The following is a 13,874-nucleotide window of genomic DNA, read 5'->3' as shown; positions in this document are numbered from 1 at the left end:
CGCCATGGACGCCCTGACGCTTTTCGGCCTGTTCGCCGTCACTTTCATGCTGGTTTGCTACATGAAGGAGGCCGGCAGCCATTGGTGGACGCTGGCCTTCGCCGCCGGGTGCCTGATGGGATCGGCCTATGGCTTCCTGCAGGGCGCGTGGCCGTTCGGACTGGTCGAGCTCGCCTGGACGGCGGTCGCATTCAACAAATGGCTAAAATTGCGTAAGGGGCGGGAACCCGTCGCTTGACTCGTGCGTGGGGGCACCTTATCTGGCGATCATTCCGAAACACCGGTCCCGGCGGCGCTTGTCTGCGTTCGCCGCTTCTGTGCGTCGAGGAATGTGCATCAACGCTATGAGATGGGGCTGCTGCCATGCCGCCCCGTGGAGCAGGAGAATTTAATTCATGGCTCGTATCGCCGGGGTCAATATCCCGACCAACAAGCGCGTCGTCATCGCGCTCACCTACATCCACGGCATCGGTAACACCCATGCCAAGGCCATCACCGCAAAGCTGGGCATTGCAGCAGAGCGTCGCGTGCAGGACCTGACCGATCAGGAAGTGCTGCAGATCCGCGAGACGATCGACGCCGATTACACCGTAGAGGGTGATCTTCGTCGTCAGGTGTCGATGAACATCAAGCGTCTGATGGATCTCGCCTGCTATCGTGGTCTGCGTCACCGTAAGGGCCTGCCGGTCCGGGGTCAGCGCACGCACACGAACGCTCGTACCCGCAAGGGCAAGGCAAAGCCGATCGCCGGTAAGAAGAAGTGAGCTTGAGCCGCAGGTGACTGCGGCTCGCTCCTATATCAGGATTAGGAATTCAAAATGGCACGTGAACCGCAACGCATTAAGCGGCGTGAGCGCAAGAACATCACTTCGGGCGTCGCCCATGTGAACGCTAGCTTCAACAACACCATGATCACGATCACCGATGCCCAGGGCAACGCGATCTCGTGGTCCTCGGCCGGCATGATGGGCTTCAAGGGCTCGCGCAAGTCGACCCCGTATGCGGCCCAGGTCGCCGCCGAAGACGCCGGCAAGAAGGCCGCCGAACACGGCGTCCGCACGCTGGAAGTCGAAGTGAAGGGCCCGGGTTCGGGTCGTGAATCGGCGCTCCGCGCGCTGCAGGCGGTCGGTTTCCAGATCACCTCGATCCGCGACGTGACCTCGATCCCGCACAACGGCGTCCGCCCGTCCAAGCGTCGTCGCGTCTGATCTCGCTTCGGCTCGCGCGCGGTTGATCACGCCGCGCGAGCCGACTCTCTCATGGCCGGTGCCCGCCCGCACCGGTCCAAAACCAAGGGGAAGCCCATGTCCGTCAATGCAAAGAATTGGCAGGAACTCAAGAAGCCCAACGGTCTCGAGAAAAAGTCCGGTGACGGCAAGCGCAAGGCGACCTTCATCGCCGAGCCGCTGGAGCGTGGCTTCGGCCTGACGCTCGGCAACGCGCTGCGTCGCGTGCTGCTCTCGTCGCTGCAGGGTGCTGCGGTGACCTCGATCAAGATCGAGAACGTGCTGCACGAATTCTCGTCGCTCGCCGGCGTTCGTGAAGACGTCACCGACATCGTCCTGAACGTGAAGCAGATCGCGCTGCGCATGCAGGGCGAAGGCCCGAAGCGTCTCCAGCTTTCGGCCACCGGTCCCGCGACCGTCACCGCCGGCGATATCGCCGTGTCGGGCGATATCGAGGTGATGAACGCCGCTCTGGTGATCTGCCACCTGGACGAGGGCGCCACCCTCAACATGGAACTCACCGCCGATGTCGGTAAGGGCTATGTCGCGGCCGTCGCCAACCGCCCGGCCGATGCGCCGATCGGTCTGATCCCGGTCGACGCTCTGTATTCGCCGGTCAAGCAGGTCAGCTACAAGGTTGAGAACACTCGCGTCGGGCAGGAACTCGATTACGACAAGCTGACGCTGACGATCGAAACCGACGGCACGATCACCCCGGAAGACGCGGTCGGCTATGCCGGTCGCATCCTGCAGGACCAGCTCGCTCTGTTCGTCCACTTCGACGATTCGAGCGTCGCGCGTTCGGCACCGATCGGCCATGCCGCTCCGGCTGCCGCCGGCGAGGTTGCGGGCGATACGCAGCAGATCAACCGTTACCTGCTCAAGAAGGTCGATGAGCTGGAACTGTCGGTCCGTTCGGCCAACTGCCTGAAGAACGACAACATCATCTATATCGGCGATCTGGTCCAGAAGACCGAAGCCGAGATGCTGCGTACCCCGAACTTCGGCCGCAAGTCGCTCAACGAGATCAAGGAAGTGCTTTCGAGCATGGGCCTGCGCCTCGGGATGGAAATCCCCGGCTGGCCGCCCGAGAATATCGAAGAGATGGCCAAGAAGCTCGAGCAGGAAATTATGGGTTGATTTCGCACCGGCGCAGCGAAAGCTGCGCCGGAAACGAAAATCAACCCGGCCGGCGGCCCGAAGGTGCCGTCCGACGACGTGGCTTCGCCACGTCGGGCCTGCAACAGAGAAGGTCACACACCCAATACCGTGTGACCTTGTGTGAACTTCGAAGGAAACGCAGGTCCATACCGTGTGACCTTGTGTGAACTTCCAAGAGTTTTGGGCGGTGGCCCGTTTCGCACCGCCTGGTCTGGGGTACCGTAAAACGGCCCCTTAACGAACGAAGAAGGATATAAAAAATGCGTCATCGCGTAGGCGGCCGTAAGCTTCAGCGTACCTCGGCCCATCGTACCGCCCTGTTCCGCAACATGTCGGCAGCGCTCATCAAGCACGAACAGATCACCACCACCGTCGCCAAGGCGAAGGAACTGCGTCCGTACGTCGAAAAGCTGATCACGCTGGCGAAGAAGGGTGGCCTGTCCAACCGTCGCCTGGCGCATGCTCGCCTGCTCGACGATGCGCAGCTGGTGAAGCTGTTCGACGTTCTGGCCGATCGTTATGCCGGCCGCAACGGCGGCTACACCCGCATCATCAAGGCCGGCATCCGCCTGTCGGACGCCTCGCCGATGGCCGTGATCGAATTCGTCGACCGCGACGTCGATGCCAAGGGCCAGGATTCGGGTCCGGTCTATTCGGACGACGAGTACAACGAAGCGGCGTAACGCCTGATCCTCCCCGGCACGGGGAGGACCCAGCTCTTCCAAAAGGAGCCGTACTCGATATGAGTGCGGCTCCTTTTGCATGTCTGGAGTTGTAGATGCGCCGCGTACTTCCGCTGATCGCCCTGATCGCCGTCTCTTCACCGGCATATGCCCAGACCAAGGCCGCCCCGATGCAATACCCCGAAACCCGCAAGGTCGATCAGATCGACGAGCAATTCGGCGTGAAGGTCGCCGATCCCTATCGCTGGCTGGAAAACGACGTGCGCACCGACAAGGAGGTCGCCGCCTGGGTGGCGTCGGAAAACGCCGTCACCAACGCCTATCTCGCCACCCTGCCGGGCCGCGACATCTTCAAGGCACGGATGAAGCAGCTGCTCGATTACGAACGCTTCGGTGTCCCGGTGAAGAAGGGCGGACACTATTTCTACAGCCGCAATTCGGGCCTGCAGAATCAGGCGGCGCTCTACGTCCGCGATACGCTGAAGGGCGAAGGCCGCGTGCTGATCGATCCGAACCTGTGGGCCAAGGACGGAGCCACCGCGCTCGCCGAATGGGCACCGAGTAACGACGGCACCAAGCTTGCCTACGCGATCCAGGACGGCGGCACCGACTGGCGCACCGTCAAGGTGCTGGACGTCGCCACCGGCAAAGTCGCCGACGACACGATCGAATGGGTGAAATTCTCCAATCTCGCCTGGGCGAGGGACGGCTTGGGCTTCTATTATTCGCGCTTCGCCGCCCCCGCCGCCGGTGCCAAGTTCCAGGCGCTGAACGAGAACCAGCAGGTCTATTTCCACAAGCTCGGCACCGCGCAAAGCGCCGACGCGCTGATCTACGCGACGCCGGAAAACCCCAAATACGGCCATCAGGTGCAGGTGACGGACGACGGCAAGTGGTTGGTGATCACCACCACGCAAGGCACCGACAATCGCTACCAGATCACCGTCATCGACCTCACCGCGCCGAGCCCCACCCCCCGCACGATCGTGAAGGGGCTGGAAAACGAATGGACGCTGGCGGGCAATGTCGGCGGCAATTTCTACTGGATGACCGATCAGGGCGCGCCACGCCTGAAGATCGTCGCGATGAACCTCTACGCCCGCTCCGCCACCCCGCCGATCGTGGATGTCGTGCCGGAGGACAAGGCAGTCCTCGAAAGCGCGAGCCTGATCGGCGGCAAGCTGATCGCGACCTATCTGGTCGACGTGAAGAGCGAAGTGCGGCGCTATTCGCTCGACGGCAAGGCCGAGGGCAAGGTGCCGCTGCCGGCGATCGGCAGCACGTCCGGCTTCAACGGCGACGGCGACGATGCAGAGACCTTCTTCTCGTTCAGCAGCTTCAACTACCCCGCCTGGATCCTGCGCTACGACGCGAAGACCAACCGCGTCGAGCAATTCGCCAGGCCCAAGGTCGCGTTCGACCCCGAAGCCTATGACGTCTCGCAGGTCTTCTACCCCTCGAAGGACGGCACCAAAGTGCCGATGTTCGTCGTCCGCAAAAAGGCCACCAAAGGCCCCGCCCCGACCTTGCTCTACGCCTATGGCGGCTTCAACATCTCGACCACGCCCGCCTTTTCGGCGACGCGGATCGCGTGGATGGAGCAGGGTGGAGTGCTCGCGGTCGCCAACATTCGCGGCGGCGGCGAATATGGCAAGACGTGGCATGACGGCGGACGCCTCGCCAACAAACAGAACGTGTTCGACGATTTCATCGCGGCCGGCGAATATCTGAAGGCGCAGGGCATCACGACCAAGGACGGCCTCGCCATTCAGGGCGGATCGAATGGCGGCCTGCTGGTCGGCGCGGTGACCAATCAGCGCCCGGACCTGTTCGCCGCCGCGCTCCCGGCGGTCGGCGTGATGGACATGCTGCGCTTCGATCGCTTTACGGCGGGGCGCTATTGGGTCGACGATTACGGCTATCCCTCGAAGGAGGCCGACTTCCGCACGCTTTACAAATACTCGCCGTATCACAACGTGAAGGGCGGCCGGGCTTACCCCGCGATCCTCGTCGCCACCGCCGATACCGACGATCGAGTCGTGCCGGGTCACAGCTTCAAATACACCGCGGCCCTTCAAGCGGCGGACATCGGCGACAAGCCGCACCTCGCCCGCATCGAGACGCGCGCCGGGCACGGCAGCGGTAAGCCGACCGACAAGGTGATCGAAGAAGCCGCCGACAATTGGGCCTTCGCGGCCAAGTGGACCGGTCTGACGGTCAAGCCGGTCAAGTGAGGCGAGTTGAAATGAGGTGAGGGGGGTGGGCTGGCATCTGCCGCCCACCCCCGCTATCTGGCCGCATGACCCAGCCCAGCGACTCCATCCTGCCCAATTCTATCCTGATCGTAGATTTCGGCAGCCAGGTGACCCAGCTCATCGCCCGGCGCGTCCGCGAGGCGGGGGTCTATAGCGAGATCGCCCCGTTCCAGAACGCCGCCGAGGCGTTCGCACGGATGCAACCCAAGGGCGTGATCCTCTCCGGCAGCCCGGCCTCGGTCCTCGACGAAAACTCGCCGCGCGTGCCGCAGGTCATCCTCGACAGCGGTTTGCCGGTACTCGGCATCTGCTACGGCCAGCAAGTGCTGATGCATCAGCTCGGTGGCACGGTGACGCTCGGTGACAGCGGCGAATTCGGTCATGCGGTGATCGAAGTCGGCGACCGCTGCGACCTGTTCGACGGCCTGTGGCAGCCGGGCGAGACCCATCAGGTGTGGATGAGCCACGGCGACAAGGTGACCGCGCTCGCCCCCGGCTTCCGCCCCGTCGCGGCCAGCCCCGGCGCGCCGTTCGCGGTGATCGCCGATGACGACCGGCATTATTACGCGATGCAGTTCCACCCCGAGGTGGTCCACACGCCCGACGGGGCAAAGCTCATCTGCAACTTCGTCCGCCACGTCTGCGGCCTCGAAGGCGACTGGACGATGGCCGGCTTCCGCGCTGCCAAGATCGAGGAGATCCGCAAGCAGGTCGGCAAGGGTCGCGTGATCTGCGGCCTGTCCGGCGGCGTCGATTCCTCCGTCGCCGCGGTGCTGATTCACGAGGCGATCGGCGAGCAACTTACCTGCGTCTATGTCGATCACGGCCTGATGCGCGCCGGCGAGAGCGAGCAGGTCGTCAGCCTGTTCCGCAACCATTACAACATCCCGCTCGTCCATGTGGATGCGCAGGATCTGTTCATGAACGGCCTCGCCGGCGTCACCGATCCAGAGGCCAAGCGCAAGTTCATCGGCGCGACCTTCATCGAAGTGTTCGAGCAGGAAGCGAAGAAGATCGGCGGCGCGGACTTCCTGGCGCAGGGCACGCTCTATCCCGACGTGATCGAGAGCGTCAGTTTCACCGGCGGGCCGAGCGTGACGATCAAGAGCCATCACAATGTCGGCGGCCTGCCCGAGCGCATGAACATGCAATTGGTCGAGCCGTTGCGCGAATTGTTCAAGGACGAGGTGCGCGTGCTGGGCCGCGAACTCGGCCTGACCGAGGCGTTCGTCGGGCGGCACCCGTTTCCCGGCCCGGGCCTCGCGATCCGCATCCCCGGCGAAGTGACCAGGGAACGCTGCGACATCCTGCGCAAGGCCGATGCGATCTACCTCGAGGAAATCCGCAACGCCGGCCTGTACGATACGATCTGGCAGGCGTTCGCGGTGCTGCTGCCTGTGCGCACCGTCGGCGTGATGGGCGACGGGCGGACCTACGATTTCGTCCTCGCGCTGCGTGCCGTCACCTCGACCGACGGCATGACCGCACAGGCGTTCCAATTCCCCGGCGACTTCCTGCCGCGCGTCGCGACGCGGATCGTCAACGAGGTGAAGGGCATCAACCGCGTCACCTACGATTACACGTCGAAGCCGCCGGGCACGATCGAGTGGGAATGACGAAGACTCCCGATCATCCGGGTGATGATCGCGGCTTCGTCATTCGGCGGCTGCAAAGCCGCCGCAGCCAAGGGAGCTGAGTTATGATCCGTCATGCATTTGCCCTGATTGCCGTCGCTATCGCCGGCCCGGCCTCCGCCAGCCTGGATCCCCCCGCCTGGACGCGCCCGATCGCGGCGTTCCCGGTGATCGGCGCGATCGATTATGTCGGCACCGAGGGGCTTGCCGCATATTTGATCCACACGCCCGCCGGCGCGATCCTGATCGACGGGACGATGGAGCAGAATGCGGATGCGGTCGCGCGCAACATCGCGGCTCGGGGCGTGAAGATGCCCGACGTGAAGCTGATCCTCGTCAGCCACGCGCATTTCGATCATGTCGGCGCGGTCGCCGCGCTGAAACGGATGAGCGGTGCGAAACTGGTCGCCGGAGCGGGCGATCGCGCCGCGCTCGACAGCGGCATTCCACCCGGCGAGACCAATTACGGCGTCATCCGCTTCCCCGCCGCGCATGTGGACCGGGCGGTGCGGAACGGCGAGCGCATCGCGCTTGGCGGCGTCACGCTCACCGCCGTGGCGACGCCGGGTCATACGCCGGGTTGCACGAGCTATCAGATGCGGATCGTCCAGCGCGGCAAGCCGCTCGACGTGCTGTTCGCGTGCAGCCTCACCGTTGCCGGCAACCGGCTGGTCGGCAACCGCGCCTATCCCGGCATCGTCGGCGATTTCCGCAGGAGCTTCGACCGGATCGGCGCGTTGCGGGCCGATATCGTCCTGCCGTTCCATCCCGAAACGGTCGATCTGATGGGCCGCGTCGCCAGGGGCAATCTGATCGATCGCAATGTGCTGCCGAAGATGGTGCAGGATGCGCGCGCGGCGTTCGCAGTCGAACTGGCCAAGCAGCAAAAGCAACCGTGACGCCCGAACCCGCGCAGGCGGCGGACGGTGCGCAGGTGATCGCCTTGTGGCAGGCATGCGGCCTGACGCGGCCGTGGAACGACCCCGCCGCCGATTTCGCGCTGGCCATGAAGGGCTCCACCTCGACCGTCCTGATCGTGCGCGACGGCGATGACAGGATTGGGGCGATCGTCGCCAGCGTGATGGTCGGTTTCGACGGGCATCGCGGCTGGGTCTATTATCTCGCCGTCCACCCCGATGCGCGCCGCGGCGGATTGGGCCGCGCATTGATGGCGGCGGCCGAGGATTGGCTGCGCGGGCAGGGCGCGCCGAAGATCCAGTTGATGGTGCGCGACGATAATTCGGCCGCGCTCGATTTCTACGCGGCGCTCGGGCTGGAGCAGCAAGGAGTCGTCACGCTCGGCCGTTTTCTTTAGAAGAAAGGGTAATTAGTTGAGAAGATCGTCACGGAAGGCGGAGGGCCGACGAGCGGTCCCCTTCGGTGCCGACTCTACTTCGAACATGGCGAAATCCTGCTTTTCGCGCGGCGCGAACACCTTTGATTGCACATCGTGTGGGCGTGCCATCGCTGGTCAGAATTTCAATGCTCCCATTTAGATCATAGTTTTCCCGAAGTGTCTGCGTCAGTTGTTTTGCGTTCTCAAGAACATCGGTGATCGAATAATAACAACGCCCTTGGTTTGATCCGGCCCAAACGGCGTAGCTCTGTGAGAAATCGAATGGCATAGCCGGGTGTTTAGCCTCGGACGCGATCGTAGCGGCGGTTATGGCGATGGCGATGAGCATCTGCAAAAGGTCGCATCAAACTCGCAAATTCGCAATCGGTTCGAAGGAGACATCGCTGCGGACCGAAGCCCATCAAATGAAGGAAGTCAGGTGGCAATCATTCTCTACGGCATCCCCAATTGCGACACGGTGAAGAAGGCGCGGGTGTGGCTCGATGCGCACGGCGTCGCCTACACGTTCCACGATTACAAGAAGGCCGGGATCGACGCGGCAACGCTGCGCGGCTGGACCGCGAAACTCGGTTGGGAGACGGTATTGAACCGCGCTGGCACGACGTTCCGCAAACTGCCCGAGGCCGATCGCGCCGATATCACCGAAGACAAGGCCATCGCGCTGATGCTGGCGCAACCGTCGATGATCAAGCGCCCGATGCTCGTGAATGGCGACGTGCTGCTGGCGGGGTTCAAGCCGGATACCTATCTTGAGGCCGGGATAGCCTCATAAGGATTTCTTCATGCCGACTGCCACCTGGAACGGCGCGATCCTCGCGCAATCGGACGACACGGTCGTCGTCGAGGGCAATCACTATTTCCCTGCCGACAGCATCCACACCGATCTGTTCGAGGACAGCGGGACGCACAGCCATTGCCCGTGGAAAGGCGATGCCAGCTACAAGACGGTGGTAGTCGACGGGCAGCGCAACCCGGATGCGGCGTGGTATTACCCCGACCCCAAATCCGCCGCCGCCGAAATCAAGGGCCGCTTCGCCTTCTGGAAGGACGTGAAGGTCGTTTAGCGTCGATCCGTCATCCCGGACTTGATCCGGGATCCCGCTGCCTTGCCCCGCAGTCAGAAGAAGAAGCGGGATCCTCGCCTTCGCGAGGAGGACGGGTCTCGTTGGTCAGATACAGCCAAAGTTGCGCAACAATAATATCCGGAGCATCCTCCGCCCCATAAAGGGGAGAGACCGTCATGGCGTCATTTCGCAACAAGGCACCGTTCTGGTTCTGGATCTTGGGCGTACTGATCCTGCTCTGGGGCATGATGGGCGTCGCGGCCTTCTACATGGACCTCATGACCACCCCGGCCCAGCTGGCGAAGATGTCCGCCTACGACCAGAAACTGCTCGCCAGCCGCCCGTCCTGGTTCATGTGGTTGTATGGCGCGAGTGTCTGGAGCGGACTGTTCGGCGCGATCGCCTTGCTGTTGCGATCGGGCACGGCGCGTCCCTTGTTCTGGGTCTCGCTCGTCACCGTGGTCGTGATGTTCGGCTATATCTTGGCCAAGACCGATATGATCGCGGTCAAGGGCTTCACCGCCGCAGCGGGTTTCCCGATCGTGATCGTCGTCATCGCCGCCTTCCAGATCTGGTTCGCCGGTCATGCGCGGCAGCGCGACTGGATATCCTGACCGGCCTATTCCTCCACCCACTGGAACACTTCGTCCAGCGGCTTGCCGAACACCTGTGCGATGCGGAATGCGGCCTCCAGCGTGGGGGAATATTTGCCCTGTTCGATCGCCGCGATCGTCTGACGCGTAACCTCGATCCGTTCGCCCAGCTCGGCCTGCGTCATCTCGCCGGCCATGAAACGGAGCATGCGGATCTGGTTGGCTATGTGCGGTTTGGCCATGTCAGCCGTGCCGGTAGCGGTGGATCTGCGCGGCGCAATACAGGACGTGCGCGATCACCAACGCCAGCAGCATCGCATTGCCCAGCACGATCGCCACCACCGTTGCCGGATCGCCGGTGATGTAGCGCGGGGCGGCCTGCACGAGCAGCGGGATCGCGAGCATCGCGACCACGATCGCCAGGCTCAGCAGGTTATACGCCGGCAGCGCGGCGCTGGCAGCGAATTCCCTGTCGCGCATGTCCGCCGGCGCGTTGGCGTCGTTCGGTGCCATGATCGCCAGCACGATCGTCGCCGCGACCTGCACCACGACCAGCAGGATCACCGATTTCGTGAACCCGCCATAAGCCTGCGCGGCGCTCACGGTGCCGCGCGCGAGCAGCGACCCGACGTCGAACAGATACGATCCCCAGATCGCCGCAGTCGCGATCATCGATACCCACAGCATCTTTTCCCTGAACGTCATCGCCGCTTTCCTGTTAAATTCGATAAACTCCATGTTATATAAATTTAACATCACGTCAATCCCGTGGACCGCATAGTGCGCCACCATTGGCAACTTCGACGCAAACCCGGTAAGCCCCGCGCATGTCCACGACCTTCACGATCGACACCTCCACCAGCCGCGCGAACCCCACGCCCGCTCCCATGAAGCGCCTCACCGTGCCTGCGATCCTCGCCCGCAAGGGTAAGGAGCCGCTGGTGATGCTCACCGCCTACACCGTGCGCATGGCGCAGTTGCTCGATCCGCATTGCGACATCCTGCTGGTCGGCGACAGTCTGGGGCAGGTGATCTACGGCCTGCCGTCCACGCTGCCCGTCACGCTCGACATGATGTGCGCGCATGGCGCGGCGGTGGTGCGCGGCAGCTACCATTCGGTGGTCGTGATCGACATGCCGTTCGGCAGTTACGAGGCCAGCCCCGAACAGGCGTTCCATTCGGCGGCGCGCGTCATGGCCGAAACCGGCGCGGCGGCGGTGAAGATGGAGGGCGGGGAGGCGATGGCCCCGACGATCGCCTTCCTGTTGGCGCGCGGCATCCCGGTCATGGGGCATATCGGCCTCACGCCGCAGGCGGTTAACGTGCTTGGTGGGTATGGGGCACGTGGTCGCAGCAATTCGGAGCATGCCAAGATCATCGCCGATGCCCGGGCGATCGCGGATGCGGGGGCGTTCGCGATGGTGCTGGAGGGCGTGGTCGAACCGCTCGCCCGGGCGGTGACGGCGGAAGTGTCGTGCCCGGTGATCGGCATCGGCGCGTCGGCGGACTGCGACGGGCAGGTGCTCGTCACAGAAGATATGCTCGGCCTGTTCGAACGGACCGCGCGGTTCGTGAAGAAGTTCGACGATATGGCCGGCCGCATTTCCGCCGCGGTCGAGACCTATGCTTCGGACGTACGCTCCCGCACCTTCCCGGGGCCGGAGCAGACCTATCAGCCGAAGGATTGATCCCCTTTCCCTTCCAGCCGTGCGTCGCTAAGGTCCGCGGCTTCCCATTCCCCGACCCGATCTGGAGCCTGCCTTGGCCGTCACGCCGCCTACCGACGAAGCTTTCCTGCGCGAGGTCGATGAAGAACTCCGCCGCGATCAGCTGACCAGTTTCTGGACCCGTTATGGCCGTTGGCTGCTGGGCGCGATCGGCCTCGGCCTCGCGGTGTTCGGGGGCGTGCTGTACTGGCATCATCGCCAGACCGAGGCGGCCGGCGTGCAGGGCGAACAGCTCAGCGCCGCGATCGACGATCTGACCGCGCAGAAGACCGATGCCGCCGCCGTGCCGCTGGAAAAGCTCGCCGGCTCAGACGTCGGCGGGATCCGCGCCAGCGCGAAGTTCAGCCAAGGCAATGTGCTGCTCAACAAGAACGACCTGAAGGGTGCCGCCGCCAAGTTCGGCGAGATCGCCGCCGATACGTCGCTGGCCCAGCCGTTCCGCGATCTTGCGCTGATCCGCCAGACCTCGGCCGAATTCGATACGCTGAAGCCGGATGTCGTCGTCACCCGGCTGAAGCCGCTGGTGGTCAAGGGCAATCCGTGGTTCGGCAGCGCCGGCGAACTGGTCGCCGCCGCCTATCTGCAGATGAACCGCAAGGATCTGGCCGGGCCGTTGTTCGCGCAGATCGCCAAGGAAGAGACCGTCCCGGCCAGCATCCGTCAACGCGCGGTTCAGATGGCCGGCGTACTGGGGATCGACGCGGTCGATACCGTTGAGGAAAAGAAAGCACCATGATGACACGGACCAGGGCGTCGGTCGCGATTGCGGCGCTGATGGCGCTCAGCGCCTGCGGCATCTTCAAGGGCGGGGGCAAGAAGACCCCGGTGCTGGGCGATCGTGTGCCGATCCTGTTGTCGGAAGCGCCGGTCGAGGCGGACAAGACCATCGCCGCGGTCGAGGTGCTGTTACCCGCGCCGGAAACCAATACGGATTGGGCGCAACCGGGTGGCAACGCGGCCAAGTCGATGGGCCAGCTATCGCTCGGCCAGTCGCTGTCGCGCGTCTGGGTGGCGAGCGTCGACGGCGGCAGCAACCGTCAGCGCCTTGCAGCACCCCCGGTGGTTGCCGACGGAAAACTCTATGCGATGGACGTCACGGCCACGGTGCATTCCTTCTCCGCAGATACCGGTGCGCGCCTGTGGTCGGTCGATCTGACGTCGGGCAAGAAGAACAAGGATGCGCGTTTCGGCGGCGGCGTCAGTTTCGATGACGGCAAGGTCTTCGCGACCGACGGCCTGGGCGACGTGGTCGCGCTGAACGCGGCGGACGGCAAGGAAGTGTGGCGCGTCAAGCCGGGCGGCCCGCTGCGCGGCGCACCGACCATCTCCAACGGCAACGTCTATGTGCTGAGCCAGGACAACCAGTTGTTCGCGCTGAACCAGACGGACGGCAAGACGGCGTGGCAATCGTCGGGCAGCCTCGAATCGCAGGGCGTGTTCGGCGTCGCTGCACCTGCCGCCGGATCCGGCTCGATCATCGCCGGCTTCTCGTCGGGCGAACTCAACGCCTATCGTTACGAGAACGGCCGCGCCTTGTGGCAGGACGCACTGTCGCGTTCCGCGATCTCAACCTCGGTATCGTCGCTGGCCGATATCGACGCCTCGCCGGTGGTCGATCAGGGCCGCGTCTATGCGGTCGGGCAGGGCGGGCGCACCGTGTCGATCGATATCGGCACCGGCCGGCGCGTCTGGTCGCAGAATTTCGCCGGTATCTCCACGCCATGGCTGGCCGGCGAATGGCTGTTCCTCGTCACCGACGACGCCAAGCTCGTCTGCCTGTCGCGCGCGACCGGCAAGGTGCGGTGGATCAGCCAGTTGAAGGGCTTCACCAACGAAAAGAAGCGTTCGGGCACGATCACGTGGTTCGGCCCGGTGCTGGCTGGCGGGCGTCTGCTGCTGACCAATTCGGAAGGCCAGATCGTCTCGGTCGCGGTGACCACGGGGGAAGTCGGCACGGTCATCAAATCGGGCGCGCCGTTCAACCTGTCGCCGATCGTGGTGAACAACACGCTGTACGTGATGGACATGAAGGGCCGGATCGCGGCGTATAAGTGATCGAGTTTAAGCCCCTCCCCTTCAGGGGAGGGGTTGGGGTGGGGCAGTTCCATCTCGAAGAGAGCAGCGCCTGCTTTTTGGGCACAGCCCCACCCCAACCCCTCCCCTGAAGGGGAGGG

The 13,874-nt window shown here is 63.9% G+C and carries 18 protein-coding genes; 15 read left to right on the top strand and 3 right to left on the bottom strand.

The window, feature by feature from the left end:
- Positions 1 to 4: 4 nt before the first annotated feature.
- The 9 genes from U1738_RS17240 (at position 5) to U1738_RS17200 (ending at position 8,274) form a co-directional block, all read left to right on the top strand.
- Complete coding sequence (locus tag U1738_RS17240) at positions 5 to 238, top strand: hypothetical protein (protein ID WP_332790279.1); 234 nt, start codon at positions 5 to 7, stop codon at positions 236 to 238.
- 157 nt (positions 239 to 395) lie between these two features.
- The gene (gene rpsM, locus U1738_RS17235; protein ID WP_332790278.1) at positions 396 to 764 is read left to right on the top strand and encodes a 30S ribosomal protein S13; all 369 of its coding nucleotides are present in this window, start codon (positions 396 to 398) and stop codon (positions 762 to 764) included.
- A gap of 54 nt (positions 765 to 818) precedes the next feature.
- Positions 819 to 1,208: a 30S ribosomal protein S11 gene (gene rpsK, locus U1738_RS17230; protein ID WP_034161671.1), complete on the top strand. Its 390-nt coding sequence runs from the start codon at positions 819 to 821 to the stop codon at positions 1,206 to 1,208.
- Between the two features lie 96 nt (positions 1,209 to 1,304).
- On the top strand, positions 1,305 to 2,366 hold the full coding sequence (locus U1738_RS17225) for a DNA-directed RNA polymerase subunit alpha (protein WP_332790277.1): 1,062 nt from the start codon (positions 1,305 to 1,307) through the stop codon (positions 2,364 to 2,366).
- Between the two features lie 281 nt (positions 2,367 to 2,647).
- A complete protein-coding gene (rplQ, locus tag U1738_RS17220; RefSeq protein WP_332790276.1) occupies positions 2,648 to 3,070 on the top strand; it encodes a 50S ribosomal protein L17 in 423 nt (140 codons plus the stop codon).
- Positions 3,071 to 3,165: 95 nt separating this feature from the next.
- Positions 3,166 to 5,304: a prolyl oligopeptidase family serine peptidase gene (locus U1738_RS17215; RefSeq protein ID WP_332790275.1), complete on the top strand. Its 2,139-nt coding sequence runs from the start codon at positions 3,166 to 3,168 to the stop codon at positions 5,302 to 5,304.
- Positions 5,305 to 5,369: 65 nt separating this feature from the next.
- Positions 5,370 to 6,941 carry a glutamine-hydrolyzing GMP synthase gene (gene guaA / locus U1738_RS17210; RefSeq protein ID WP_332790274.1) on the top strand — a complete coding sequence of 524 codons (1,572 nt, stop codon included), beginning with the start codon at positions 5,370 to 5,372 and terminating at the stop codon, positions 6,939 to 6,941.
- Between the two features lie 83 nt (positions 6,942 to 7,024).
- Positions 7,025 to 7,858, top strand: a complete 834-nt coding sequence (bla, locus tag U1738_RS17205; protein ID WP_332790273.1) for a subclass B3 metallo-beta-lactamase — start codon at positions 7,025 to 7,027, stop codon at positions 7,856 to 7,858.
- Entirely contained in the window at positions 7,855 to 8,274 is a 420-nt protein-coding gene (locus U1738_RS17200; RefSeq protein WP_332790272.1) for a GNAT family acetyltransferase, read from the top strand. Before bla ends, U1738_RS17200 begins: the two co-directional genes overlap by 4 nt.
- A gap of 28 nt (positions 8,275 to 8,302) precedes the next feature.
- Here U1738_RS17200 and U1738_RS17195 read toward each other — a convergent pair whose 3' ends face one another.
- Positions 8,303 to 8,644 carry a hypothetical protein gene (locus U1738_RS17195; protein WP_332790271.1) on the bottom strand — a complete coding sequence of 114 codons (342 nt, stop codon included), beginning with the start codon at positions 8,642 to 8,644 and terminating at the stop codon, positions 8,303 to 8,305.
- A gap of 90 nt (positions 8,645 to 8,734) precedes the next feature.
- Between U1738_RS17195 and U1738_RS17190 the strand changes: the two genes are divergently transcribed.
- The 3 genes from U1738_RS17190 to U1738_RS17180 all read left to right on the top strand — a co-directional run bounded on the left by U1738_RS17190 (position 8,735) and on the right by U1738_RS17180 (position 9,994).
- Positions 8,735 to 9,088, top strand: coding sequence for an ArsC family reductase (locus U1738_RS17190; RefSeq protein WP_332790270.1), 354 nt, complete (start codon positions 8,735 to 8,737; stop codon positions 9,086 to 9,088).
- Positions 9,089 to 9,098: 10 nt separating this feature from the next.
- A complete protein-coding gene (locus U1738_RS17185; protein WP_332790269.1) occupies positions 9,099 to 9,380 on the top strand; it encodes a DUF427 domain-containing protein in 282 nt (93 codons plus the stop codon).
- A 176-nt stretch (positions 9,381 to 9,556) separates the two neighbouring features.
- Positions 9,557 to 9,994, top strand: coding sequence for a hypothetical protein (locus U1738_RS17180; protein WP_332790268.1), 438 nt, complete (start codon positions 9,557 to 9,559; stop codon positions 9,992 to 9,994).
- Between the two features lie 5 nt (positions 9,995 to 9,999).
- Here the strand turns inward: U1738_RS17180 and U1738_RS17175 are convergent, their stop codons facing one another.
- Both U1738_RS17175 and U1738_RS17170 read right to left on the bottom strand, forming a co-directional pair.
- Positions 10,000 to 10,215, bottom strand: a complete 216-nt coding sequence (locus tag U1738_RS17175; protein WP_332790267.1) for a helix-turn-helix transcriptional regulator — start codon at positions 10,213 to 10,215, stop codon at positions 10,000 to 10,002.
- 1 nt (position 10,216) lies between these two features.
- Entirely contained in the window at positions 10,217 to 10,678 is a 462-nt protein-coding gene (locus U1738_RS17170) for a hypothetical protein (protein ID WP_332790266.1), read from the bottom strand.
- A 122-nt stretch (positions 10,679 to 10,800) separates the two neighbouring features.
- Between U1738_RS17170 and panB the strand changes: the two genes are divergently transcribed.
- The 3 genes from panB (at position 10,801) to U1738_RS17155 (ending at position 13,755) form a co-directional block, all read left to right on the top strand.
- Positions 10,801 to 11,661 carry a 3-methyl-2-oxobutanoate hydroxymethyltransferase gene (gene panB / locus U1738_RS17165; RefSeq protein WP_332790265.1) on the top strand — a complete coding sequence of 287 codons (861 nt, stop codon included), beginning with the start codon at positions 10,801 to 10,803 and terminating at the stop codon, positions 11,659 to 11,661.
- Between the two features lie 73 nt (positions 11,662 to 11,734).
- On the top strand, positions 11,735 to 12,436 hold the full coding sequence (locus U1738_RS17160; protein WP_332790264.1) for a tetratricopeptide repeat protein: 702 nt from the start codon (positions 11,735 to 11,737) through the stop codon (positions 12,434 to 12,436).
- The gene (locus U1738_RS17155; protein WP_332790263.1) at positions 12,433 to 13,755 is read left to right on the top strand and encodes a PQQ-like beta-propeller repeat protein; all 1,323 of its coding nucleotides are present in this window, start codon (positions 12,433 to 12,435) and stop codon (positions 13,753 to 13,755) included. The genes U1738_RS17160 and U1738_RS17155 overlap by 4 nt, the downstream gene beginning before the upstream one ends.
- Positions 13,756 to 13,874: the final 119 nt, after the last annotated feature.

The organism is Parasphingomonas caseinilytica, assembly GCF_036663755.1.
In the GTDB taxonomy this organism is placed as follows: Bacteria; Pseudomonadota; Alphaproteobacteria; order Sphingomonadales; family Sphingomonadaceae; genus Sphingomonas.
The sequence above is the reverse complement of the archived record's forward strand: the minus strand, read 5'-3'. Positions and strand labels throughout refer to the sequence as shown.